This window comes from Pseudomonas sp. AC083 (genome assembly GCF_979253165.1).
Map to the genome: position 1 here is coordinate 64,387 of NZ_CEEDDH010000001.1, position 24,491 is coordinate 88,877.

Sequence of the window (24,491 nt, forward strand, 5' to 3'; positions counted from 1 at the left end):
CGGCTCTTGAGCCTTTGCGTTGCACTTCGCCGTGTCCGGCCGCCTGAATTCACTGAAGAGAGATCGAGACGTTTTATGGAATGGTTAGCGGATCCCACAGCCTGGTTAGGCCTGTTGACTCTGATCGTGCTGGAACTGGTACTGGGTATCGACAACCTGGTGTTCATCGCAATTCTTGCCGACAAACTGCCGCCGCATCAGCGTGATCGCGCGCGGATCATCGGCCTGTCGCTGGCGTTGATCATGCGCCTGGGCCTATTGGCGAGCATTTCCTGGCTGGTTACGCTCACGCAGCCGTTGTTCGAGGTGTTCGACAAGAGCTTCTCCGGTCGTGATCTGATCATGCTGTTCGGTGGCGTGTTCCTGTTGTTCAAGGCGACGATGGAGTTGCATGAGCGCCTCGAAGGCCATGTCGGCGAGCGCTCGACCAACACAACCTACGCGCTGTTCTGGCCGATCGTGGCGCAGATCGTGGTGCTCGACGCGGTGTTCTCCCTCGATGCGGTGATTACCGCTGTGGGCATGGTCGATGAACTGGCGGTGATGATGATCGCCGTGATCATTTCCATCGGCCTGATGATCGTCGCCAGCAAGCCGCTGACCCGCTTCGTCAACGCACATCCGACCGTGATCATGCTGTGTCTGGGTTTCCTGATGATGATCGGTTTTGCCCTGACCGCAGAAGGTCTGGGCTTCCATATTCCGAAAGGTTACCTGTACGCCGCGATCGGTTTCTCGATCCTCATCGAAGTCTTCAACCAGATCGCCCGGGCTCGGCGCAAACGTTCGATGCAGGGCGTGCGCCCGATGCGCGAGCGCACAGCCCATGCGGTGATGCGTCTGCTCGGTGGCCGCAAGCTGGCGGCGGAGGAGGTTGGTGAGGAAATCTCCGACCTGCTGGACAACGGTGAAGCGCCGGTGGCCGAGCTGTTCGACCGTCGTGAGCGGGTGATGATCAGCGGTGTGCTGCAACTGGCGGAGCGGCCGATTCGCAACCTGATGACGGTGCGCGCCGACGTTGACCTGATTGATCTTGCCGATGACGCCGAAGCCATTCGCACGAAGCTGATGCATTCGTCGTATTCACGCTTGCCGCTGATTCGCGATGGCGCGGTGGACGAGCCGCTGGGCTTCGTACACAAGAAGGAATTGCTCAAGGAGTATCTGGCCGGCAACGAGCCGAACCTTGAGCATCTGGCACGCAAGACCGTCAATCTGCTCGACAGTTATTCGATCCTCAATGCCCTGGAGCAGATGCGCGCGGCATCGACGCACATCGCCTTCGTGGTCAATGAGTTTGGCGATTTCGTCGGCGTATTGACCATGACCGACATCCTCGAATCGATCGCCGGTGAGTTGCCCGATGCCAGTGAAATCGAAGGCCCTGATGTGGTCGAAGAGCGCGGCGGGTTTCTGGTCAGTGGCGCGCTGCCCTTGGCCCGCGTTCGCCAGCGTACCGGCTTCGATGCCGAGCCGACCGAGGATTATCAGACCATGGCCGGGTTGGTAATGAGTCTGCTGGATCGGTTGCCGATGACCGGAGATCGACTGGAATACGAGGGCTGGCAATTGACCGTCAAAGCGGTTGAAGAGCGACGGGTGACGCGGGTGTTGCTGGAGCGTGAGGTGGCTTGAGCATTCGTGGAATGGCGCAGCGGTCGCTGCGCTTGTTACTGATGAAACGTAAAGCGGTCCTTGCCCGTATGCTTTGATTCGTACAACGCCGCATCCGCCTTGATCAGCGCCTGATTCAACGAGTCACCCTCGGCCACCCGGGTAATGCCGATGCTGATGGTGACCGGGTGCCGGGTGGGGTGTTCACGCACTGACTGGCACAGTTGCGTGGCAAGGCTTTCAACATCCTCGCGCCGCACTCCCGCCAGATAGATCGCGAACTCCTCACCGCCCATACGCGCGTAGTCAAACGCAATCATCACTGCCTTGATATCGGCTGCGACGCGAATGAGCACCTCATCACCGATGTCATGCCCGTAGGTATCGTTGACCTTCTTGAAGTTGTCGATGTCGATCATCATCAGGTAATGATCGCGCTCGCGCGGGCTTGCCAGCAGCCGTTGCCCTGCGTGGGTCATGAACGAGCGTCGGTTGGGAATCTGCGTCAGCGGGTCGTTATAGGCCTGATCCAGCAGCAACCGCGACATCAGGTAGTTGTTCAGCTTGGCCTCACGGAACTTCAAAAAGGTGTACACCGTGAGTGCGCAGAGGAACACGCTGTAGCAGGCAGTCAGAACGCCGCGCAGTTCAGTGATTTCGGTAGTGGTGGCGAGAAACGGGTTGAGGATCACCCAGATCACAACTTGTACCGCAAAGAACGCCCAGCGCCGCAGCGGCAGTACTGACACGCTGTACAACATGCTCGCTGCTGCCAGCACCAGCCACAAGCTGTGCGAAGCAGGCGCGAGGCCGTCGACGATCATTCGCACACCGACGGTCAATCCCAGGACCAGCAACAGGGTGAGCACATCGAAATGGCTAGCCCTGCGCGTAAAACCGAGCACCACCGTCAACAGCGCGAAACCAGCGAGAAACGCCATCGAGCGCCACGTGAAGCCTTGGCCGCCGAGAAAACTGACGATCAGATCAAACAGCAGCCACATGAACACACTGACCACGTAGATCAACAGGCTGAATGGTTTGAGCCGTTCGAACTCGCGCTGGAGAAACTCGTCCCTCAACTCGTTAGACGCGGTTTCCTTCAATGCTTGCGCTTCAATGGTTTCGAACATGCTTATCCTGCTGTCTGCGCAAATCTGGCAACCACCCGAACCGGCGGGCGGCGCGCAATGTGTTTGCTCAACAGCAAAGCAGGCAGACAACAGGTTGTCCAATACCGGTCGGGTCAGCGCAAAACCCGGTGGCGCGAACCAGTGACGGTGCGCAACGTCCTGAGGGTGCGCCGCAGCCATGCCAGATCATGGTGATGTTTGCGTGGCGTTGCGGGAGCCTTTGTCCTGCCGACATGCCGGGCCATATCCCTCGCCAGGGTTTCCTCGGTGCCGATACCTTTGAGCTTTTTCAGCAGCCTGCCGTTTTTATAGAACAGCACTGTCGGCGTGCCCGTGACGTTCGGGTGCTTGGGCGATTGGCTGGTGTTGAGCATATAGATGTTGGCGCGCAGTCGGTATGGCTCGGCAATCTGCCGAAAGATCGGCCCGGCCCATTCGCAGGCGGGGCAGTGATCATTGGCGAAATACAGAATGACCGGACGCCAGGTTTTCAGGGCTTTGCGGTAGACCGGATCCAGCGCGGAAGTTGTGTTTGTGGCGTTCATCGAAGGGTCCTTTTCAACGAGCGGGTAGGCACCTTGACGTTAAAGGAGCAGGGGCGTCGCGGTCTACTGTCAGAAATTACAGGTGGGGTGCGTAACCACGAGAAGTGCTGTCGTGACGGTGATAGCCGTCGGGAAACGGCAGGGTGGGGATGTCTACAGGCAGGCGCTAAAGCGCTGATACCGGGTCTTGTTCAACTGTCACCCTGATTCGCACCACAACGGCGCGATCTGACCCAAGTTGGGAACGCATTACCCCTTTAATGGCTGTGTCAGGTCTTTCCTTCGTTCTAAGTCGGGCCAAACCCCTTGGTCCACGAATCATATCTTGTTGATTCCAATAGCGTTAAAAGCAGTTACAGATTTCGCGAGATTCCTGTGGCACACTTTCTGCTGTCTATTCCGTAGTAACAAACCGTGTTCCGGTATAGCGGAATAAACACAATTCTGGAGTGCTTGCCATGCATCGCCGTCCTTCGTTGTTCAAAGCGTGTGTTTTTGTTCTCGCGGCTTCTTCCTCGGTCATGGGCCTGGCCCAGGCTGCCGACAGCAAGCTCGACAGTGTTCTCGCCCGTGGCAAGTTGATCGTGGGCACTGGCAGCACCAATGCGCCGTGGCACTTTCAGGGCGCGGACGGCAAGTTGCAGGGTTTTGATATCGACATCGCCAGGATCGTGGCCAAAGGGCTGTTCAACGACCCGAGCAAGGTCGAGTTCGTGGTGCAGTCGTCCGATGCGCGGATTCCCAATCTGCTCACCGACAAGGTCGACATGAGCTGCCAGTTCATCACCGTTACCGCCAGCCGCGCCCAGCAAGTCGCGTTCACCTTGCCGTACTACCGCGAAGGTGTTGGCCTGCTGTTGCCGAACAACAGCAAGTACAAGGAAATCGAAGACCTGCAGGCGGCGGGCGATGACGTCACCGTTGCGGTGCTGCAGAACGTCTACGCCGAAGAATTGGTGCATCAGGCATTGCCCAAGGCCAAGGTCGACCAGTACGACAGCGTCGATCTGATGTACCAGGCGGTGAACTCCGGTCGCGCCGATGCCGCTGCCACCGATCAGTCCTCGGTCAAATACCTGATGGTGCAGAATCCCGGCCGTTACCGCAGCCCGAGCTATGCCTGGAGTCCGCAGACTTACGCTTGCGCCGTCAAACGTGGCGATCAGGACTGGCTGAACTTCGTCAACACCGCGCTGCATGAAGCCATGACCGGAGTTGAGTTCCCGACCTACGCCGCTTCGTTCAAACAATGGTTCGGTGTTGATCTGCCATCTCCAGCCATCGGTTTCCCAGTCGAATTCAAATGATCCCGTGAGAGTGGGGCGAGTTAAATCGCCCCGCTCAAGGTACTGCTGACCATGAACTATCAGTTGAACTTTGCCGCCGTGTGGCGCGATTTCGACACCTTGCTGGCGGGGCTCGGTCTGGGCTTGCAGCTGGCGCTGGTGTCGATCGCCATCGGCTGCGTGATCGGCCTGCTGATGGCGTTTGCCTTGCTTTCGAAGCATCGCGCCTTGCGGGTGCTGGCCTCGGTGTACGTCACGGTGGTACGCAACACGCCGATCCTGGTGTTGATTCTGTTGATGTACTTTGCGCTGCCCAGCCTTGGCATTCGTCTGGACAAGATTCCTTCGTTCATCATCACGCTGTCGCTGTATGCCGGCGCGTACCTGACCGAAGTCTTCCGTGGCGGCTTGCTGAGCATTCCCAAAGGCCAGCGCGAAGCCGGGCTGGCAATCGGTCTCGGTGAATGGCAGGTCAAGGCTTACGTCACCGTGCCGGTGATGCTGCGCAACGTGTTGCCGGCGCTGTCGAACAACTTCATTTCGCTGTTCAAGGACACCTCGCTGGCGGCTGCGATTGCGGTACCGGAGCTGACCTATTACGCGCGCAAGATCAACGTCGAGAGCTACCGGGTGATCGAAACCTGGCTGGTGACCACGGCGTTGTATGTCGCGGCCTGTTACCTCATTGCCATGCTGCTGCGTTACCTCGAGCAGCGTCTGGCGATCCGCCGATAGGAGGCTGCGATGTACGAATCTCCCAGTTGGTTGCATGAATTGTGGGTCGCGCGCGAGCCGTTGTGGCAGGGCTTTCTGACCAGCGTGCAGGTCTCGGCGCTGGCCATTGTGTTGGGCACCATGCTCGGCGTGGTTGCCGGCCTGGTCCTGACTTACGGCAGATTCTGGATGCGCGCGCCGTTTCGGCTGTACGTCGATCTGATTCGCGGCACGCCAGTGTTTGTATTGGTGCTGGCCTGCTTTTATATGGCGCCGGCGCTCGGTTGGCAGATCAGTGCGTTTCAGGCCGGAGCCCTGGGCCTGACGCTGTTTTGCGGCTCGCACGTCGCCGAAATCGTTCGTGGTGCGCTGCAAGCCTTGCCGCGCGGGCAGATGGAGGCGGGGAAAGCCATCGGCCTGACGTTCTACCAATCCCTCGGCTACGTCCTGTTGCCTCAGGCATTGCGGCAGATCCTGCCGACCTGGGTCAATTCGTCGACCGAAATCGTCAAGGCGTCGACCTTGCTCTCGGTGATCGGCGTCGCCGAATTGCTGCTCAGCACACAACAGATCATCGCCCGGAACTTCATGACCCTGGAGTTCTACCTGTTCGCCGGTTTTCTGTTCTTCGTCATCAACTACGGCATCGAATTACTCGGCCGGCACATTGAAAAGCGGGTGGCCCTGCCATGACTCAAGCTCAAGTTGCTTCACAAAATCAGGCATTGCTGGACATTCGCGGCCTGCACAAACAGTACGGCACGGTGGAAGTGCTCAAGGGTGTCGACCTGAGCATGCAGCGCGGCAACGTCGTCACGCTGATCGGCTCCAGCGGTTCGGGCAAAACCACGCTGCTGCGTTGCGTGAACATGCTCGAAGAATTCCAGGGCGGGCAGATCCTGCTCGACGGCGAGTCCATCGGCTACGACGAGGTCAACGGCAAACGCGTGCGCCATGCGGAAAAGGTCATTGCCCGCCATCGTGCGATGACCGGCATGGCCTTCCAGCAATTCAACCTCTTCCCGCACCTGACCGCGTTGCAGAACGTCACCTTGGGCCTGCTCAAGGTGAAGAAGATGCACAAGGACGAAGCCGTAGTGCTCGCGGAGAAATGGCTGGAGCGCGTTGGCCTGCTGGAGCGGCGCAATCACTTTCCCGGTCAGTTGTCCGGCGGTCAGCAACAGCGCGTGGCGATTGCCCGAGCGATTGCGATGAACCCGAGTCTGATGCTCTTTGACGAAGTCACCTCGGCCCTCGACCCGGAACTGGTTGGCGAGGTGCTCAACGTGATCAAGGGGTTGGCCGAGGACGGCATGACGATGTTGCTGGTGACCCACGAAATGCGTTTCGCCTTTGAGGTCTCGGACAAGATCGTTTTCATGAATCAAGGGCGGATCGAAGAGCAGGGGCCTCCCAAGGAACTGTTCGAACGCCCGCAATCGCCGCGTCTGGCGGAATTTCTCAAGAGCACGCGGTTTTGAATCTGTACTTTTGCAATCAGGAGAAACACCCATGAGCATTACGCGTTACGGCACCGGCAGCACCGCCGCCGGCGGCCAGCCTCGTCCATTCGCCCGCGCTGTTGAAGCGGATGGCTGGCTGCATGTGTCCGGCCAGGTACCGGCGGTGGATGGCGAGATTATCGTTGGCGGCATCGTCGAACAGACCCACCAGACCATGAAGAACCTGATCGCCATTCTCGAAGAGGCTGGTTATGGCCTCGAGGACGTGGTCCGCGCCGGCGTCTGGCTGGACGATCCACGGGATTTCAGCAGTTTCAACAAGGTCTTCGCCGAGTATTTCAAACCCGAACACGCCCCGGCGCGGGCCTGTGTGCAGGCGAGCATGATGGTTGATTGCAAGGTTGAGATCGACTGCATTGCCTACAAGAAGAAGGCCTGAAACAAGTGCAGCCCTCTTCGCGAGCAGGCTCGCTCCCACATTTGGAATGCGTTTTCCTGTGGGAGCGAGCCTGCTCGCGAAAGCGATGTAACAGGCGACACTGGACTCTCGGTAAACTCCCGGCGACTTTGAATGGAAACCACTGACATGACCGAAGACACCATCAAGCGCCGGGCACGCGGTCTGGACCGGGCGTTCGATATCCTCGATTTTCTCAAGGAAATCGGCCAGCCCCTGCGTCCCAACGACATCGCCAACGGCATCGGCAGTCCGAAATCGACGGTCTACGAACTGGTCGCATCCTTGCTGGAGCGACGGATTCTCGAGCCGGTGGGCAAGGACGGCCACGTCTACCTTGGCCGCCAGTTGTACTTCCTTGGCCAGGCGCATTTGCGCCATTTCGACCTCAGCCGCGAGGCCGATCACGCTTTGCAGGAGATCGTCAGCCAGACCCGCGAAACTGCGCAGATGTGTCTGCTCAACGGGCGCAAATACACCGTGGCGTTGATGAAGGAGGGCGAGCGGCATTTCCGCATCTCATCGGATATCGGCGAAAACGCGCCGATCCCATGGACAGCTTCCGGGCGTCTGTTGCTCGCGCACTTGAGCGATCAACAGATCATCGACCTGATCGACGAAGACGACTACATCCTGCCCGACGGCGAACGCCTGCCACTGGACCGTTTTCTGGCGGAGATTCGTCAGGCCGGCAGCGATGGTTTCTTCTCCTTCGACAGCGTCGCCGACACCTTCACCCATTGCTTCGCCGCGCCGGTCAAAGACCGGCAGGGCGTGGCCATTTGCACTTTGTGCATCGTCGCCCCGCGCGCCGATGCGAAAAACAATTACAACGACTATCGCCGGGTGCTGATCGAGAGCGCCAACAGCCTCGCCCGGCGGATCAACGAATAACCGCGGCTGCCTGCGGCCGCGCCTGTGAGGATTGGACCATGACCACTGCCATCAACTCTGCCGTAGAAAAAGGCGACGCCGCCATCGGTGCGCAATTGACTCGCGACGTCAGCCTGCCGGCGCTGGTGCTGCACCGCGAGGCGCTGGAGCACAACATTCGCTGGATGCAGAAATTTGTCAGCGACAGCGGCGCCGAACTGGCGCCTCACGGCAAAACCAGCATGACTCCGGCACTGTTCAAACGACAGCTCGACGCCGGCGCCTGGGGCATCACCCTCGCCAGCGCCACCCAGACCCGCGCCGCCTATGCCCACGGCGTGCGCCGGGTGTTGATGGCCAATCAACTGGTCGGCACGCCGAACATGGCGTTGATTGCCGACCTGCTCGCTGATCCGACGTTCGATTTCCATTGCATGGTCGATCACCCCGACAACGTCGCCGACCTTGGGGCTTACTTCGCTTCGCGGGGAGTGAAGCTCAACGTGATGATCGAATACGGCGTGGTTGGCGGCCGTTGCGGTTGCCGCAGCGAGCAGGAAGTCATCGAGCTGGCCAAGGCCATCGATGCGCAACCGGCACTGGCCCTGACCGGCATCGAAGGTTACGAAGGTGTTATTCACGGCGACCACGCGGTCCGTGGCATTCGCGAATTCGCCGCGTCGCTGGTTCGCCTCGCGGTGCAGCTACAGGACAGCGGCGCCTTTGCCATCGCCAGACCGATCATCACTGCGTCGGGTTCGGCCTGGTACGACCTGATCGCCGAATCTTTCGAAACCCAGAACGCCGCTGGCCGCTTCCTCAGTGTGTTGCGCCCGGGCAGTTATGTCGCGCACGACCATGGCATCTACAAAGAGGCGCAGTGCTGCGTGCTCGACCGTCGCAGCGATTTGCACGAGGGTCTGCGTCCGGCACTGGAAGTCTGGGCCCATGTGCAGTCGCTGCCGGAACCGGGTTTTGCGGTGATCGCCCTGGGCAAGCGCGACGTCGCCTTCGATGCCGGTTTGCCGGTGCCGTTGTTGCGCTACAAGGCCGGTGTGGTGCCGGCGGCGGGGGATGATGTCGGCGCGTGCAAGGTCACCGCGGTGATGGATCAGCATGCGTTCATGACCGTGGCGCCGGGTGTCGAGTTGCGGGTCGGCGACATCATCTCATTTGGTACATCGCACCCGTGCCTGACGTTCGATAAATGGCGTGTTGGGTTGCTGGTGGATAAGCAGATGGCGGTCATCGAGACCATGGAGACTTGTTTCTAAGGCTTGAGATTGCGTTGCGGCGGCTATTCGCGAGCAGGCTCGCTCCCACAAGATCAATGCGCTCCATTGTGGGAGCGAGCCTGCTCGCGAAGACGCCCGCTTAGCCACCACTGAACCACCCGAGATCCCACCCGATGAAAATCCTCAGCAACACCCCGCGCATCGCCCTGATCGGCGAATGCATGATCGAACTGCAGCAACGCGCCGACGGCAGTCTGCAGCAAAGCTTCGGTGGCGACACCCTCAACACGGCGGTGTATCTGTCCCGTGCGCTGGGCGACAAGGCGCAGGTCGACTACGTCACCGCGCTGGGCGATGACAGTTTCAGCGACGCCATGTGCCAGATCTGGCGCAGCGAAGGCATCGGCCTCGATCTGGTGCAGCGCCTGCCCGGTCGGCTGCCCGGTTTGTATTGCATCCAGACCGACGCCAACGGCGAGCGGCGTTTTCTGTACTGGCGCAACGAAGCGGCGGTACGCGATTGCTTCACCACCCCTGCGGCCGAGCCGATCCTCGCGGCGTTGCCGCACTACGACGTGCTGTATTTCAGTGGGATCACCCTCGCCGTACTCGGAATGCAAGGCCGCGCCCGACTGATCAAGGCCCTGATTGAAGCCAGACAGCGCGGCGCACGCATCGTTTTCGACAACAACTACCGCCCGCGCCTGTGGGCGTCGGTGGAAGAGGCGCGCGCGGCATATCGCAGCGTCTTGCCATATGTCGATCTGGCGTTGCTGACGGTGGATGACGAACAGGCATTGTTCGGGTTTGCCGATTGCGCTGAGGTGTTTGCCACGTACGCACAGATCGGCACGCCGGAAGTGGTGCTCAAGCGCGGCGCCGAGGCGTGCCTGATTCGTTGTCAGGGGGAGGCGTTTGAAGTGCCGGCGCAGAAGGTCGATAAGGTTGTCGACACCACGGCGGCGGGGGATTCGTTCAGTGCGGCGTACCTGGCCAGGCGCTTGCTCGGCGGCAGTCCGGCAGAGGCGGCGCAAGCGGGACATGAATTGGCCAGTCGGGTGATACAGGTGCCTGGAGCGCTGATCCCCAGGTAATCAGAGAATGGCCGCTTGCTGCGCAATCGGTTCGCGAGCAGGCTCGCTCCCACAATGAAAACGCGGTCGACATGTGGGAGCGAGCCTGCTCGCGAAGAAGTCCGGCAGCCAGCCGATCAATCCCGATAAAACACCTGCACCAGGTGATAACCAAACTTGCTCTTGATCGGCCCATGCACGGTGCGCAGTGGCTTCTTGAAAATCACCGCATCAATCGCGCCGACCATCTGCCCCGGCCGCACTTCGCCCAGGTCGCCGCCGCGTTTGCCGGACGGGCAGGTGGAAAATTTCTTCGCCAGCACATCGAACGCTTCGCCCTTGGCAATGCGCTGTTTGAGTTGTTCGGCCTCTTCGGCGGTTTTCACCAGAATGTGGCGGGCTTGGGCTTTCATCGTGCAATACCTGATAACGGGGTGACAGCGGGGCGCGCGATTATGCCTCAAGTCGCGGGGTCGGGTTGCTCAACTTGCGAATCTTGCTCGCCAGCACTTCAAGGACAAAGGGCTTGGCGACCATGTCCATGCCCTCTTCAAGAAAGCCCTGACGCTCGGCAGCAATCTGCGCGTAACCGGTCATGAACAGCACTTTAAGCCCCGGACGATGTTGGCGAGCAATCTCCGCCAACTGCCGACCGTTCATGCCCGGCAGGCCGACATCGGTAACCAGCAGATCGACGCGTTGCACGGACTCGAGCACGGGCAGGGCGTTCGTGGCGTTTTCCGCTTCGAAGGTTGTGTAGCCCAGTTCCTTGAGCAGATCGAGCACCAGCATGCGCACTGCCGGATCATCCTCGACCACAATCGCGGTCTCGCCTGAAGATGAAGCTGCAATCGGTTCGGCTTTCTCCACAGACGAGGATTCGGGTGCTGGCTCAAGCAAACGCGGCAAGTACAGACGTACACAAGTGCCTTGCCCCGGCACACTGTCGAGGCTGACATGGCCGCCGGACTGCTGGGCGAAACCATAAATCATTGACAGGCCGAGCCCGGTGCCTTGGCCGATCGGTTTGGTGGTGAAAAACGGGTCGAACGCCTTGGAACGGATTGACGGCGTCATGCCGGTGCCGTTATCGCTGACCGCTAGCATCACGTATTCCCCGGCCTTCACCGGCTCGAGAATGGTGGTGTCGCTGCTGTCGAGATACACGTTCGCGGTCTGGATCAGCAACGTGCCGCCGTCGGGCATCGCGTCGCGGGCATTGATCACCAGATTGAGCAGGGCATTTTCCAGCTGGCTGACGTCGGTACTCACCGGCCACAAATCCTCGGGCAGGCGCAGTTGCAGCTCGATGGCATCGCCCTTGGTGCGGCGGATCAGGTCTTCCAGTGAATGCACCAGTTCGTTGACGTGCAGTTGCTTGCGATCCAAGGACTGGCGCCGCGAGAAGGCCAGCAAGCGATGCGTCAGCGCGGCCGCACGGTTGGCCGACGACACGGCCGCCTCGGTGAAGCGACCAATCTCATCGGCGCGACCGTTGGCGATGTAGCGCTGCATCAAGTCGAGGCTGCCGATGATGCCGGTGAGCATGTTGTTGAAGTCATGGGCGATGCCGCCGGTGAGCTGGCCGACAGCTTCCATCTTCTGCGCGTGGCGCAAGGCGTCTTCGGCGCGCTCGCGTTCGAACATCTCGTTCTGCAAACGCTCGTTGGCCTGAGCCAGTTGCTCGGTGCGCGCGCTGACGCGCTCTTCGAGGGTCTCGTTGAGATTGCGCAGGGCTTCCTCGGTTTTCTTGCGCTCGGTTTCGTCGATGACAAAGATGTAGAAGCCATTCACTGCGCCGTCCGCGCCATGTCGCGGCAGATAATTCATGAGGGCATGACGGGTGCTGCCGTCGCGGTGCGGCGTGTAGAAACTGAAGGAGCAGGAGCGCCCGGCCAGTGCTTCGGCGATGTACGGCGCACGCAGGAAATACGCCTCTTCGCCGATGACTTCGCGGATCGTGCGCCCATACAACTCCTGCGGCGTCAGGCCGTACCAGTCCAGATAGGCTGCGTTGTTCAAGCGAAAGCGTTCTTCGGCGTCGACATAGCTGATCAGGATCGGCATGGCGTTGATGATCAACTGCAATTCGGTCTGGCTCTGACGCAGCGCCTGCTCCGTATGTTTGCGTTCGGTCAGGTCCAGCGCCGCGCCGAGAAAGCGCATCGGCCGACCATGATGATCCTTGTAGCAACGCCCGCGCGCGAACACCCAGCGCAGCGTGCCATCGGCTTGCAACAGGCGATATTCCTCAGCGTACTCGGTGCCATGGGTGATGCAGTATTTGATGCCGCGCGCGACCATGGCGCGGTCTTCGGGGTGCACCCCGTGCATGTATTCGCTGATCGGCAACTGCCCGGCCCTGGTCGGATCGACGCCGTGCAGTTCGGCGAAGTGCGCATCGGCGATGAAACGGTCTTCGCCAATGTCCCAATCCCAGGTGCCGACGGCGTCGGTGGCGGCGAGGGCCAGTTGCAGACGCTCCTCGGACTGGCGCTGGGCCTTGAGGCTTTCTTCGGAACGACGCTGCAATTCCAGGGCAATGCGTCGGCGCTCGTTGGTTTCGATGGCAGTGATCAGAATCCCGGCCACCTGTGCGGTTTCATCGCGAATCGGGCTGTAGGTCAGATCCAGCCAGAAATCGGTTTTTTTGCCGTCCCGCTGCACGCTGAACCGCTGCTCGCTGAAGCTGCGCACCTGGCCCTGCAGCACCGCCTGGTATATCGGCTCGGCAAAATCCCGCACCTCTGGCCAGACCTCATGCGTCGGCTGCCCGAACGCTTCGGGATGCTTGCTGCCAGCGAGCAGGGCAAAGCCATTGTTGTAGATCTGCGTGAGTTGCGGCCCCCATAACAGCAGCATCGGCATCGGCGAATGAATCACGATGTCCACCGCCGTGCGCAGGCTCTGCGGCCAGGTGCCGGCGGCGCCCAGCGGGCTGCGGCTCCAGTCGGTGCGGGCAATCAGGGCCTGAGCGTCATCGGTGGTGGATACAGCATTCATGTTTCAATCCTGAGCGTGGTTCGGTGAGACGGGGTCTATCATTGTTGCAGGAGCCGCGCCAAGCGTCGGCCAAATTTGCTCATTCAATGCTTCGCGGGTGCTTTCAGCCATGGAAATCGATGCACTGTTGTCAATATTGTCGCAAAAAAACGGCTCGGATCTGTTCCTCTCTACCGGCGCAGCGCCGAGCGCGCGCATTGATGGCGTGCTGACGGCGCTCAGCGATCAGCCATTCAAACCCGGCGAAACCGCGGCCATCGCCACCTCCCTGATGGACGCCGAGCAGCGCCGGGAGTTCGACCGGGATCTGGAAATGAACCTGGCAATCTCCCGAACGGGCGTCGGGCGGTTCCGGGTGAACATTTTCAAGCAGCGCAACGACGTTTCGATCGTGATCCGCAACGTCAAGGTCGACATCCCGCGATTCGAAGACCTGAAGCTGCCGCCGGTGTTGCTGGAAACGGTGATGCTCAAACGTGGCCTGATTCTTTTTGTCGGCGCGACCAGTTCAGGCAAGTCGACTTCGCTGGCGGCACTCATCGATCACCGCAACCGTCACAGTGCCGGACACATTGTGACGATCGAAGACCCGATCGAATATATCCATCGGCACAAGCGCTCGATCATCAATCAGCGTGAAGTCGGCGTAGATACCCGAAGCTTTCATGCGGCTTTGAAGAACACTCTGCGCCAGGCTCCGGATGTTGTATTGATTGGTGAGATCCGTGACCGCGAAACCATGGAGCATGCGCTGTCATTCGCTGATACCGGCCATCTTGTGTTGTCGACGCTGCATGCGACCAACGCCAATCAGGCGCTGGATCGAATCATCAATATGTTTCCCGAGGAGAAGCGCGAACAGCTTTTGCAGACATTGGGCAACAACCTGAAAGCCTGTGTTTCGCAGCGTCTGCTCCGCACTGTCGATGGGCAAAGGCGCGCGGCAGTCGAAATTCTTCTGGGTACGCCGACCATCGCTGACCTGGTCCGACGCGGCCAGTTCGAAGAGCTCAAGCCGATGATGGAAAAATCGACCGGACTCGGTATGCAGACATTTGACGCGGCACTGTTTGCGCTGTTTGCAGAAGGTGCAATCAGTGAGCAGGAAGCATTGAAGAATGCCGATTCGGTGAATAACTTGAAGTTGCGAATCAAACTTCAGCACGATCAGGCAGGTGTTAACAATACAGGCACTGGCGAGTGGGGTTTGATGGATTGACTTGGTGTCTTCGATTGCATCGAGTGTTTGCACGGCAACAACACTTAATAATTAACTCGTGGTTCGGTTGTATGTGTTTGGGTAAAACGTCATCACGCTGAATGGTCAGCTAGTTGGTTTGATTAGGTTTTACCTTGAGCGAAGTTAAGAAAAATAAAGTATTCCGCCCATCGAAAGTTGCGCTGGCTGAATGGAAGTATCGGTCTGCGGCAGATGCTACCGAGCGCGATATGGTTCTTCGGCATCTGGAAGAGGCATTGAATGAGTACACTGAAGATCACGATATAGACTGGTATGGGCGTGAAGTAGAGTTGCAACCAGGCTCTTCACTGCATGAAATATATAACCCCGGCAGACTTCTGCTCAATGAACTGCTGAAAACCGGGCCGGTCATTGGTGCAATCGGTCGAGAGGAGGCGCGCGAGCATAACGGCCTGGTTCGGATTACGCCGGAAGGCAAGATGGAAGTTCGTGCCGTCAGAGGTTGGGTAGATCTGGTTGCGGCGCAGTATTTTGAATACAGTCAACCTACGCGCTCGACGGTGAGTCTCATCGCCGACATTGCCGCAGTCGCCGGCGGTTTTGTATGGCCCGATCTGGATGTAACCCTGGATCAGTGGTTCAAGTTTCATGATATCGATCTGCCTGACACCAAGGCCAAGATCAGTAACTTGATCGGCTTGTTCAAGTTTTCACCCGAGGTCAGGGAGCCAGTTGCTTTTTGGGATCACTTTCAATCCAGTGAGCAGAGTCACAACGCGTTATCCGAAGAGCAGTTTGCAGATATTCGTGGCGTCACCGCCAAGTTGATGCCGAAGCGCAAACTGTTGACAGCCTTGTACAACGTCACGGGGCGCGCGGATATATCTCACGAAACGGCGGCGCAGCGCCTCGTTGAATTTGTCGCCTATCCAGTTTCGCTGGATCTTGCCAGAAGTTATATCAAAGAGCTGAATTGGTACGGGGTGAATGACGGGCAAACGCTTTCCGAAAATATTCTCCGCCAATTGTTGATGACCGCGATCCTACTCGACCTGGACCCATCGATCGGCCATCGCCACCTGGTCGAACGGCGGGACCTGTACTCGCCAGACAATCTTGAGCGCCATCCATCAGAGATACTCGAGGATTACACCGAGTTTGTGCGGAACAAGCGCTGGGTAGATCCGATATTGGCGCCTTTGGTGGTTCATCTTCTCCTGGCACGCAACGCACCCGAATTTCTGGTCAGGAAAATTCCGACAGAAGTGACACTTGGGTCGATCGCCTGGGTCAAGTTCTGTCGCGCTGTAGTATTGGTCGAGGCAGTAAAGACCGGGGCCTCGCGGGAATTGACCTATGCACAGATCATCGCTTACGGCGAACTGGAGCCGGTCAGTGAAGCGCAGAAGCATATGCGCGATCTGGCGCTGATCGACCCGATCGTGGAGTGGGCGTTGCTCAACCGGATTATCTCCAGAGCCGAACTCGAAGAGGCAGAAGAAACCTGTACACGAAGGGCGATTGACGCGTTTGAGCACCACGCAGACCAATTCGCCCAGCTAGCCCGCGCATTTTCGACACCGTTACCCAACCGAGCGGAAATTGCCCGAAGCCAATTGAGAAAAGCTGCACCTGGCTGCGACACACTGGATGAAAAGGCGCTGTCCGAGAAAGGCGGACAGCTAATCATGTCCATGGTCGAGCTGCACCAATCGGGCGATCTGGTCACCGGTCAGTGGGACAGGCGCACCGTACGTTTGATCGTCAACGGATTGCTGCAACCTGCGATCAACTACAACCCTGCGGGTCTCAGTCTTTATCAGCGTTATCCGCGACTGCTGACGATTGAATCCTGTGACGAGGAAATGGATCGTCAGTTGGCCGTGCATTTCGAAGCGGTGAACGGCGGCATGATGTCTGCCGTCAAGCTGGCGTTGGCACACATGCCGGAAGCGGATCTGCAAGTGTTCATGAATGCCGACATTCATTTTTTCACCGTGCGCGAATCGGCATCCTATGTGACTACGCGCCGGGCCGGCGGACCTTTGAATCTAGGGCTTGAACAAGAAACACAACACAGCCGGGATGCCGCCACGGGCCGCTTCGGCGTTGTGATGTACACGTCTGATGAAGACGCTGATCTTTGTTATGAATTATTCACTTCGCGTGCAGAAACCCGCAGGAATGATGCGCTGGGTGCTTTCATCAGGCGGGAAAGAAAGCTTCAGCAACGCTCAAGAATGAGCGCCAGTGCCAACATGACGACGCCCCTGAGCAACACCCTGACCCAGAGCGTTCCGCTGAACATCAGGCGCTATACCCATGCCGCGGCCGAGGACGCTTCGATCAGCAGCAGTATGGCGATCATCGATTACTTCGGCGCGCTGAAAGCACCAGCGCAATCTGCGCAGTTGCAACCAGGGTTCTACCAGAAATTCAACGACCCGAACGTCGTGCGCATCGCCGGGTTTCTCGCCGAGAACAGACCGTTCCTGAATAAAACCGAGCTCAGAGAGCTCGTGCGTGTACCGACGCCGCTCGAGCTCTCCCGGGAAGAGGGCGAACGCTTGCTGACTTACTTCATCGACCTGTTGGTGCCGTTCAAAAAATGCATCGAGGACATCGCCTCGGGCGAACACAACAAGATGGTGGACGGGGTTTACGGATGTTTGATGGACGGCATCGGCCTGGTGGGAACAGTGGCTGGCGCCAGCTCGAAGGCGCTGAGTATTTCCACCAGGGCCATTTCCACTACTGCCAAGGCCGCGCGTTTCACCCGGCTGGCGTTTACTTCGGCCATCTCGCTTTTCAATCCCTTCGACGGTGTGCCCTCTGGTCTGCAGGCGGGCGGTAAACTGGTACACAAGGGCCTGCTGCGGTTCAACAAGAACACTCATGACCTGATTACTCTGGCCAGGGGGCAATTGCACAGGATCAGCGGTCGCCGGCAATCCTATGATCTGCTTGAAGCGGCCGATAACGCGCAATTCGGGTTGGGGAGCTGGCGGCCACGCGGGGCTACGCATGAAGCCGTCGCCGTGCTGGCCGCGCGCAGTGGTGACAAATGGTACTCGCTGAATCGACGCGGCAACTTGTGGGGCAAGTCTCTGGAGGGTTTTGTGTATCAAGCCCCCTTGCAGCTGCCTGCTTCGCCGCGCACGTTGCCGCTCAGTTACACGCGCAAGTTCATCGAGCAAAGCCTGCCCCGTGCACGGGCCAAGATCGACAACGCATTGGAAATCTTCAACCGTCATGATTTCAAACGCGATCGCGACGCGCTGATGAAGATCGTGTTCGGCGATGCTTCTCAGGTGTCCACTGATCGGCTGGTGAACTACTTGCGTTTGATCCGCTTCGATTTCGCCGGTTTCTCCTTGAGCAACATGGTTCTCGACGGCCTCAAGATCAACGACACCCTGGCATCGTTCGATGCAAACAATTACCAGCGCTGGAAAGACGCGGGTTCGAGCGGTGATTGCGCTATAGCGTTTGTTGAGGTCTACACGAAAAACTTCAATCGACACTTCGTCAGCATGGGTCTGAACCACGATGTGATCGCCGACGACCTGATTCATGAGCTGTTCCACGCCAGCGCACAAACCGACGATGTCGGTTATGCCACCGACGCCGTGCATGCCAGTGACAGCGGACAGCAGCTGGATGTGTCCGTATTGCTCAATCTGGGGGCAGGTTGCCTGGCGCAGTCGCAGAGCGGCACTGATTGTCATGCGCCGTCCAGAGCCTTCGAAAACGCCGACTCGCTCACGCTGGTCACCTCATTGCTGAGTCAACTGATCACTGACGAGGTCACTTTCGATCAAAACATGACTGTTCTCGACAGTGCGCTCGAGGCCAGTGCGGGCCGGGCGATTGGCGAGCCGGTGGTCATTACCTTGAACAAACCTCGTTGATGAAAAGCACTGCCGCCAGCCTGTCGGATGAGGGCGTCAGTGCCGGTTTCAATCAGCCAGTTCCGGTCGATCCCGAAACTGCTCCAGCGCTTCGGGATTGGCCAGTGCATCGGTGTTTTTTACCGGCCTTCCATGCACGACATCACGCACCGCCAGCTCCACGACTTTGCCGCTGATGGTGCGCGGTATGTCCGTCACTGCAACGATCCGCGCCGGGACATGCCTCGGCGTGGTATTGGCGCGGATCACCTCGCGGATTCGCTGTTCGAGTCCTTGATCGAGTTCGACACTATCGCGCAAACGCACGAACAGCACGACCCGCACATCATCCTGCCACTGCTGACCGATGGCGACGCTGTCCAGTACCTCGGTGATTTTCTCGACCTGACGATAGATTTCCGCCGTGCCGATGCGCACGCCGCCCGGGTTCAGCACCGCATCCGAGCGGCCATGAATCATCATCGCGCCGTGGGGCAACTGTTCGGCGTAATCACCCTGTGCCCAGACGCCGGGGAACAGGCTGAAATAGGACTGGCGGAGTTTTGAGCCGTCGGGGTCATTCCACAAGCCGATCGGCATCGCCGGGAAATGCCGTGTGCAGACCAGCTCACCTTTCTCACCGATCACCGGCTGGCGAGCGTCGTTCCACACTTCGACGGCCATGCCCAGGCTCTTGCCCATGATTTCCCCGCGCCGCACCGGCGACAGCGGATTACCATTGACGAAGCAGGAAACGATGTCGGTGCCACCGGACATCGAGGCCAGACACACATCGGTTTTGAAGTCGCGGTAAACGAAATCGTAGCTTTGCGGTGACAAAGCCGAACCTGTGCACAGCAGCGTTTTCAAACTGCCCAAATCATGACTTTCGCGGGGCCTGGCGCCGCTGCTTTCCAACGTGGCAAGGAATTTCGGACTGGTGCCAAACACACTGATGCGTTCGTCGTCGATCAGATCGAGCAAGCGCTGATGGTCCGGATGAAACGGCGAGCCGTCGTAGAGCACCACGGCGCTGCCCACCGCGAGCCCTGAAACCAGCCAGTTCCACATCATCCAGCCGCAGGTCGTGTAGTAGAACAAGCGGTCACCGGGACCGAGGTCGCAGTGCAAGCCATGTTCCTTGACGTGTTGCAGCAGCACACCGCCGGTGCTGTGGACGATGCATTTCGGCACGCCAGTGGTACCGCTGGAGTACAGCACGTAGAGCGGATGATTGAACGGCACTGGAGCGAAATCCGGTTCGCCGCCGGGTTGATAAAAATCCTCCCAGAAGCAGACATCGGCCAGGGTTTGGTAATCCTCGATGCGCGCTTGCGGACGGGCGTACGGCACGATGATCAACTGCTGCAGCGACGGCAGCTGTATCAGGATTTCGTTGAGCTTGGCGGTCTGATCCAGGATTTTTCCGGCGTATTGATAACCGGCGCAGGTGAGCAGCACTTTCGGTTCGATCTGGCCAAAGCGATCGATCACGCCGTGGGTGCCGAAGTCCGGCGACGAGCAGGACCAGATCGCGCCGAGGCTGGTGGTGGCCAACATCGCCACCAGGGTTTGCCAGGTGTTGGGCATGCACGCCGCCACGCGATCACCCAGGCCAACGCCTGTTGCGCGCAGGCTCGCCTGAAAACCGGCGACGTGTTCGGCCAGTTCGGCCCAGGTCAGTTGTTCGCGCTGGCCGTTTTCCGCCACAGCAACCACCGCCACGGCATCGTCGCGGCGGCGCAGCAGGTGTTCGGCAAAGTTCAGCGTCGCGCCCGGAAACCACTCGGCGCTGGGCATTTCCGCACCTTCACGCAAGATGGCGTCGGGCTGGGTGTGAAAGCGGATGTCGAAGAAATCGACGATCGCCTGCCAGAACGCCGGGCGCTGCTCGATGCTCCATTGGTGCAGGGCAGGGTAGCCGTCGAGCTCAAGCGAATGCCGCTGATTGATTTCGCGCCGGAAAACGTCCATCCGCGAACGGTCGATACGCTGGGCGTCGGGTTGCCAGAGGATGTCGGACATGGGTTTGCCTCTTCTTATCGGATTCGCGAGCAGGCTCGCTCCCACAATGGCCAGGTGTTTATTGCGCCAACCACCCACCATCAATATTCCACGCCGCGCCGCGCACCTGGCTGCCGGCTTCACTGCACAAGAACAGCACCAGCTCACCCAAATGCTGCGGTGTAACGAACTCCAGCGACGGCTGTTTTTCCGCCAGCAGATCATGCTGCGCCTGCTGCGGATCAATACCCTTGGCCGCGCGATCATCGATCTGCTTCTGCACTAGCGGCGTCAACACCCAGCCCGGACAGATCGCATTGCAGGTGACGTTGCTGGTCGCGGTTTCCAGCCCGACCACTTTAGTCAGACCGATCACGCCATGCTTGGCGGCGACGTACGCGGCTTTGCCGGTGGAGCCGACCTGGCCGTGCACCGAGGCGATATTGATGATGCGCCCCCAATTCTTGCGGCGCATGCCCGGCAGGCTCAACCGCGTGCTGTGAAATACCGATGACAGGTTGATCGCGATGATCGAATCCCAGCGCTCAACAGGAAACTCTTCTACGGCCGCAACGTGCTGAATGCCGGCGTTGTTGACCAGAATGTCGACGCCGCCAAACTCGCGCTCGGCGTAGGCGACCATGTCGGCAATCTGCGCCGGGTCGCTGACATCGGCGGGATGATGGCCGACCTTGCCGCCGTACTGAGCGACGTCGGCGATCACCTTCGAGGCGTCGCCGAAGCCATTGAGAATCAGGTTGGCGCCCGCTTTCGCGAGGGTCAGCGCGATGCCCAGGCCGATGCCGCTGGTGGAGCCGGTTACCAAGGCTGTCTTGCCGGAAAGAGTGGTCATGAATACCTCACACAATGCCAGTGGCGTAGAAAGTGCCGATCACCACGAAAACCGCGAGGGTCTTGATCAGCGTAATACAGAAAATGTCTTTGTAGGCTTCGCGGTGGGTCAGTCCGGTCACCGCCAGCAAGGTGATTACCGCGCCGTTGTGCGGCAGGGTGTCCATGCCGCCGCTGGCCATCGCGGCCACGCGGTGCAGCACTTCCAGCGGAATATTCGCCGCGTGCGCTGCACTGATGAACTGCTCGGACATCGCCGCCAGCGCGATGCTCATGCCGCCCGACGCCGATCCGGTAATGCCGGCGAGCAGTGTCACGGTAATCGCTTCGTTGACCAACGGATTGGGAATCTGCTTGAGCCAGTCGGCCAGCACCAGGAACCCCGGCAGCGAAGCGATTACCGCACCAAAGCCGTATTCAGACGCGGTGTTCATGGCCGCGAGCAACGCACCGCTGACCGCGCTTTTGCTGCCTTCGGCGAGCTTGCTTTTGATCGCCTTGAAACCGAACGCCAGGACCATGAGGATGCCGACCAGCAACGCCGCCTGCACCGCCCAGATCGCCGTGAGCTTGGCGATTTCGGTGGTGACCGGCGCGGCCATGCCCGGCAGTGCCAGGCTGTGGGTCTTGCCGTACCACTGCGGAATCCACTGGGTGAAGAGCAGGTTCATGATGCCCACCGCCAGCAATGGCGACAGGGCAATCCACGGGTTGGGCAGCTTCAGGTCTTCGGCGGTTTCCGGTTCGTTGCGCAGTTCAGTGCCGTAACCTTCGCCGGCACGTTGCGCCTTGTTGCGTTGGCGCTGCAGAAACAGCATGCCGGCGCAGAACACGAAAATCGTGCCGATCACCCCCAGCCACGGCGCCGCCCATGCGGTGGTGTTGAAGAAGGTGCTGGGGATGATGTTCTGGATCTGCGGCGTGCCGGGCAGGGCGTCCATGGTGAACGAGAATGCACCGAGGGCAATGGTCGCCGGGATCAGACGTTTGGGAATATTGCTCTGGCGGAACATCTCCGCTGCAAACGGGTAAACAGCGAAGACAACGACGAACAACGACACGCCGCCATAAGTGAGCAAGGCGCACACCAGCACGATCACCAGCATCGCTTGTTTGGTGCCAAGCAGGCGAATCGCAGCGGCGACGATCGAGCGCGAGAAACCGGACAGTTCGATGAGCTTGCCGAACACCGCGCCGAGCAGGAATACCGGGAAATAGAGCTTGATGAAACCGACCATCTTGTCCATGAACACCCCGGTGAACGCAGGGGCAACGGCGGACGGATCGGTGAGCAGGACCGCGCCGAGGGCGGCGATCGGGGCAAAGAGGATGACGCTGTAGCCACGGTAGGCGGCGAGCATCAGCAGCGTCAGGGCTGCCAAGGCAATGATCACACTCATGGTGTGTCTCTCCAGGATTGTTATTTTTGTGGGTGGAACGGGTGCGGAGAGTGGGTTAGCGAGATTTGTGCCAATCTTCTAACTGTTTGAAATATAAGGAAATTAGATCAGAGTCGCGTTCTGGGAGCTGTTTTTGTCTCTTAATTGAGATTTTCTTTGAATGGGCCGTCGCCTTCGCGAGCAGGCTCGCTCCCACATTGGTCATGCATTCCCCTGTGGGAGCGCGCCTGCTCGCGAAGCTTTTGCTCTAGTCTTAAAATGGAGATCAGATGTCTCTATATGTAGACTCTGCAATCCCCAGCGCAGCCATTTTCTTGTACAGCGTCGACCGCCCCAGCCCCAGCCGAACCGCAGCCTCCGGTACTTTCCCCGCGCATTGCGCCAGGGTCGACTCGATCAACTGCCGATCAAACCGCGCCCGCGCCTGTGCAAATGTCTCCCCAGCGGAGGCTTGCATGCTCGGCTCGGACGTTCGCTCAACCGGAGTAAAGGTGCCAATCGCGCCGCGAATATCCTGCTCGGTCAGCATCAGATCATCACTGAGCAACGCCGCCCGCTCCAGCACATTGCGCAACTCACGGATGTTGCCCGGCCAGGCATGCTGGCCGAGCAACGCCAGCGCATCGCGGTGCAGTTCATGCTGGCTGCGCAGCTCTTCCAGAATCGCTTCGCTCAGCGCTGGCAGATCATCAAGACGTTCACGCAGCGGCGGCACCTGGATCGGCAGTACGTTGAGGCGGTAGTACAAATCGGCGCGAAATTCGCCGCGCTTGATCGCAGCCTGCAAATCCGTCGACGTCGCGGCGATTACCCGCACATCGCTTTGAATCACTTCATTGGAGCCGACCGGCTCGAACTCCTTTTCCTGCAACACGCGCAGCAGTTTGCTTTGCAGCGGCAGCGGCATATCGCCGATCTCATCGAGAAACAGCGTGCCACCCTGAGCGATTTGTAATTTACCGGTGCGGCCCTTGCGGTCAGCGCCGGTAAAGGCGCCGGGTGCCGTGCCAAAGAACTCGGCTTCCAGCAGCGCCTCGGGAATTGCCGCGCTGTTGATGCTGACGAAGGCTTTGTGCGCGCGTGGCGAGGCGCTGTGGATCGCTTGCGCGAGCAACTCCTTGCCGGTGCCGGTTTCGCCCAGCAGCAACACCGGCGAATCGGCGCTGGCACTGCGCCTGGCGCGGCGTTTGACTTCGAGGCTGGCGGCGCTGGTACCGATGAAGTGGGCAAAGTTGTATTTGGTCTGCCGCGCACGCAGCAGCGAACGGGTCGAGGCCAGTTCTTCCTGCATGCTCAGGTAGCGTTTGAGCATCGGCGACAGCGTACGCAACTCGTCGAACAGAGCGAAACCGATGGCGCCGATTACGCTGCCGGCATCGTCGTGGATCGGCAGGCGCATCACCACCAGCGGTTCCTTTGGCGTGTCCTGCATATCCAGCAGAATCGGCCGACCGGTGCGTACCACCTCGCGCAGCAGACTGCCGGGGATCACGCTTTCGCAGGGTTTGCCGATAGCGCCGGCCGCTGAATCGAGACCGAAGCGCCGGGCGTAGCGTTCGTTCATCCAGACGATATTCGCATCGCGATCGACAATCACCGTGCCCTCACTGGATTGCTCGATGATCTCGAACAGCGAACGGATCGCCAGGGTGCGTACCCGTTGGTAGTCCTTGAGGCTTTCGGTGGTGTTCATGGAGGCTGGTCCTGATTGTTTGTTGCCGGTACCGGCCCGTTCGCGAGCAGGCTCG

General features: G+C 59.4%; 19 protein-coding genes. 11 read left to right on the top strand and 8 right to left on the bottom strand.

From position 1 onward, the window contains the following. Positions 1-75: 75 nt before the first annotated feature. Positions 76-1,635, top strand: coding sequence for a TerC family protein (locus tag AC0IXA_RS00225; RefSeq protein WP_122699206.1), 1,560 nt, complete (start codon positions 76-78; stop codon positions 1,633-1,635). A 35-nt stretch (positions 1,636-1,670) separates the two neighbouring features. On the opposite strand, the gene AC0IXA_RS00230 is transcribed toward AC0IXA_RS00225, so the two are convergent. After that, the gene (locus AC0IXA_RS00230) at positions 1,671-2,747 is read right to left on the bottom strand and encodes a GGDEF domain-containing protein (protein WP_471811060.1); all 1,077 of its coding nucleotides are present in this window, start codon (positions 2,745-2,747) and stop codon (positions 1,671-1,673) included. A 113-nt stretch (positions 2,748-2,860) separates the two neighbouring features. Next, positions 2,861-3,292: a thioredoxin family protein gene (locus tag AC0IXA_RS00235; protein WP_341637678.1), complete on the bottom strand. Its 432-nt coding sequence runs from the start codon at positions 3,290-3,292 to the stop codon at positions 2,861-2,863. A 458-nt stretch (positions 3,293-3,750) separates the two neighbouring features. On the opposite strand from AC0IXA_RS00235, the gene AC0IXA_RS00240 reads away from it, so the two are divergent. The 8 genes from AC0IXA_RS00240 to kdgK all read left to right on the top strand — a co-directional run bounded on the left by AC0IXA_RS00240 (position 3,751) and on the right by kdgK (position 10,414). Then, positions 3,751-4,599 carry a transporter substrate-binding domain-containing protein gene (locus tag AC0IXA_RS00240; protein ID WP_016774493.1) on the top strand — a complete coding sequence of 283 codons (849 nt, stop codon included), beginning with the start codon at positions 3,751-3,753 and terminating at the stop codon, positions 4,597-4,599. A gap of 51 nt (positions 4,600-4,650) precedes the next feature. After that, positions 4,651-5,313, top strand: a complete 663-nt coding sequence (locus AC0IXA_RS00245; protein WP_471811062.1) for an amino acid ABC transporter permease — start codon at positions 4,651-4,653, stop codon at positions 5,311-5,313. Positions 5,314-5,322: 9 nt separating this feature from the next. Beyond that, positions 5,323-5,985 (top strand): amino acid ABC transporter permease, encoded by a 663-nt coding sequence (locus AC0IXA_RS00250; protein ID WP_016774495.1) that lies wholly within the window; start codon positions 5,323-5,325, stop codon positions 5,983-5,985. Then, complete coding sequence (locus AC0IXA_RS00255; protein ID WP_471811064.1) at positions 5,982-6,773, top strand: amino acid ABC transporter ATP-binding protein; 792 nt, start codon at positions 5,982-5,984, stop codon at positions 6,771-6,773. The genes AC0IXA_RS00250 and AC0IXA_RS00255 overlap by 4 nt, the downstream gene beginning before the upstream one ends. Before the next feature lie 31 nt (positions 6,774-6,804). Beyond that, the gene (locus AC0IXA_RS00260) at positions 6,805-7,194 is read left to right on the top strand and encodes a RidA family protein (protein ID WP_016774497.1); all 390 of its coding nucleotides are present in this window, start codon (positions 6,805-6,807) and stop codon (positions 7,192-7,194) included. Positions 7,195-7,341: 147 nt separating this feature from the next. Continuing rightward, entirely contained in the window at positions 7,342-8,106 is a 765-nt protein-coding gene (locus AC0IXA_RS00265) for an IclR family transcriptional regulator (RefSeq protein WP_136493653.1), read from the top strand. Between the two features lie 38 nt (positions 8,107-8,144). After that, on the top strand, positions 8,145-9,359 hold the full coding sequence (locus AC0IXA_RS00270) for an amino acid deaminase (RefSeq protein ID WP_471811067.1): 1,215 nt from the start codon (positions 8,145-8,147) through the stop codon (positions 9,357-9,359). Positions 9,360-9,493: 134 nt separating this feature from the next. After that, entirely contained in the window at positions 9,494-10,414 is a 921-nt protein-coding gene (kdgK, locus tag AC0IXA_RS00275; RefSeq protein WP_336352786.1) for a 2-dehydro-3-deoxygluconokinase, read from the top strand. 116 nt (positions 10,415-10,530) lie between these two features. On the opposite strand, the gene AC0IXA_RS00280 is transcribed toward kdgK, so the two are convergent. Further along, positions 10,531-10,806 carry a peptidylprolyl isomerase gene (locus AC0IXA_RS00280; RefSeq protein ID WP_007912322.1) on the bottom strand — a complete coding sequence of 92 codons (276 nt, stop codon included), beginning with the start codon at positions 10,804-10,806 and terminating at the stop codon, positions 10,531-10,533. Between the two features lie 40 nt (positions 10,807-10,846). After that, complete coding sequence (locus AC0IXA_RS00285) at positions 10,847-13,396, bottom strand: PAS domain-containing hybrid sensor histidine kinase/response regulator (protein WP_341637675.1); 2,550 nt, start codon at positions 13,394-13,396, stop codon at positions 10,847-10,849. Positions 13,397-13,505: 109 nt separating this feature from the next. Here AC0IXA_RS00285 and AC0IXA_RS00290 point away from each other — a divergent pair, with 109 nt between their 5' ends. Together AC0IXA_RS00290 and AC0IXA_RS00295 are read left to right on the top strand one after the other, a co-directional pair. Continuing rightward, entirely contained in the window at positions 13,506-14,615 is a 1,110-nt protein-coding gene (locus AC0IXA_RS00290) for a PilT/PilU family type 4a pilus ATPase (protein WP_130926598.1), read from the top strand. Positions 14,616-14,749: 134 nt separating this feature from the next. Continuing rightward, positions 14,750-18,508, top strand: coding sequence for a hypothetical protein (locus tag AC0IXA_RS00295; protein WP_471811070.1), 3,759 nt, complete (start codon positions 14,750-14,752; stop codon positions 18,506-18,508). 48 nt (positions 18,509-18,556) lie between these two features. Here AC0IXA_RS00295 and AC0IXA_RS00300 read toward each other — a convergent pair whose 3' ends face one another. The 4 genes from AC0IXA_RS00300 to AC0IXA_RS00315 form a co-directional block, all read right to left on the bottom strand. Next, the gene (locus AC0IXA_RS00300) at positions 18,557-20,512 is read right to left on the bottom strand and encodes an acetoacetate--CoA ligase (protein ID WP_471811072.1); all 1,956 of its coding nucleotides are present in this window, start codon (positions 20,510-20,512) and stop codon (positions 18,557-18,559) included. 58 nt (positions 20,513-20,570) lie between these two features. Then, positions 20,571-21,344 (bottom strand): 3-hydroxybutyrate dehydrogenase, encoded by a 774-nt coding sequence (gene hbdH / locus AC0IXA_RS00305; RefSeq protein WP_122610517.1) that lies wholly within the window; start codon positions 21,342-21,344, stop codon positions 20,571-20,573. A 7-nt stretch (positions 21,345-21,351) separates the two neighbouring features. After that, positions 21,352-22,743: a GntP family permease gene (locus AC0IXA_RS00310; protein ID WP_016774505.1), complete on the bottom strand. Its 1,392-nt coding sequence runs from the start codon at positions 22,741-22,743 to the stop codon at positions 21,352-21,354. Between the two features lie 265 nt (positions 22,744-23,008). Beyond that, positions 23,009-24,436, bottom strand: coding sequence for a sigma-54 interaction domain-containing protein (locus tag AC0IXA_RS00315; RefSeq protein WP_186567145.1), 1,428 nt, complete (start codon positions 24,434-24,436; stop codon positions 23,009-23,011). Between the last annotated feature and the right edge of the window lie 55 nt (positions 24,437-24,491).

What these genes read in the sequence shown, in the direction of transcription:
- AC0IXA_RS00300 (WP_471811072.1), bottom strand. Translation starts at nt 20,512, where the DNA reads ATGTCCGACATCCTCTGGCAACCCGACGCCCAGCGTATCGACCGTTCG.
- AC0IXA_RS00315 (WP_186567145.1), bottom strand. Translation starts at nt 24,436, where the DNA reads ATGAACACCACCGAAAGCCTCAAGGACTACCAACGGGTACGCACCCTG.
- AC0IXA_RS00265 (WP_136493653.1), top strand. Translation starts at nt 7,342, where the DNA reads ATGACCGAAGACACCATCAAGCGCCGGGCACGCGGTCTGGACCGGGCG.
- AC0IXA_RS00230 (WP_471811060.1), bottom strand. Translation starts at nt 2,747, where the DNA reads ATGTTCGAAACCATTGAAGCGCAAGCATTGAAGGAAACCGCGTCTAAC.
- kdgK (WP_336352786.1), top strand. Translation starts at nt 9,494, where the DNA reads ATGAAAATCCTCAGCAACACCCCGCGCATCGCCCTGATCGGCGAATGC.
- AC0IXA_RS00290 (WP_130926598.1), top strand. Translation starts at nt 13,506, where the DNA reads ATGGAAATCGATGCACTGTTGTCAATATTGTCGCAAAAAAACGGCTCG.
- AC0IXA_RS00250 (WP_016774495.1), top strand. Translation starts at nt 5,323, where the DNA reads ATGTACGAATCTCCCAGTTGGTTGCATGAATTGTGGGTCGCGCGCGAG.
- AC0IXA_RS00240 (WP_016774493.1), top strand. Translation starts at nt 3,751, where the DNA reads ATGCATCGCCGTCCTTCGTTGTTCAAAGCGTGTGTTTTTGTTCTCGCG.
- AC0IXA_RS00310 (WP_016774505.1), bottom strand. Translation starts at nt 22,743, where the DNA reads ATGAGTGTGATCATTGCCTTGGCAGCCCTGACGCTGCTGATGCTCGCC.
- hbdH (WP_122610517.1), bottom strand. Translation starts at nt 21,344, where the DNA reads ATGACCACTCTTTCCGGCAAGACAGCCTTGGTAACCGGCTCCACCAGC.
- AC0IXA_RS00225 (WP_122699206.1), top strand. Translation starts at nt 76, where the DNA reads ATGGAATGGTTAGCGGATCCCACAGCCTGGTTAGGCCTGTTGACTCTG.
- AC0IXA_RS00260 (WP_016774497.1), top strand. Translation starts at nt 6,805, where the DNA reads ATGAGCATTACGCGTTACGGCACCGGCAGCACCGCCGCCGGCGGCCAG.
- AC0IXA_RS00255 (WP_471811064.1), top strand. Translation starts at nt 5,982, where the DNA reads ATGACTCAAGCTCAAGTTGCTTCACAAAATCAGGCATTGCTGGACATT.
- AC0IXA_RS00235 (WP_341637678.1), bottom strand. Translation starts at nt 3,292, where the DNA reads ATGAACGCCACAAACACAACTTCCGCGCTGGATCCGGTCTACCGCAAA.
- AC0IXA_RS00245 (WP_471811062.1), top strand. Translation starts at nt 4,651, where the DNA reads ATGAACTATCAGTTGAACTTTGCCGCCGTGTGGCGCGATTTCGACACC.
- AC0IXA_RS00270 (WP_471811067.1), top strand. Translation starts at nt 8,145, where the DNA reads ATGACCACTGCCATCAACTCTGCCGTAGAAAAAGGCGACGCCGCCATC.
- AC0IXA_RS00285 (WP_341637675.1), bottom strand. Translation starts at nt 13,396, where the DNA reads ATGAATGCTGTATCCACCACCGATGACGCTCAGGCCCTGATTGCCCGC.
- AC0IXA_RS00280 (WP_007912322.1), bottom strand. Translation starts at nt 10,806, where the DNA reads ATGAAAGCCCAAGCCCGCCACATTCTGGTGAAAACCGCCGAAGAGGCC.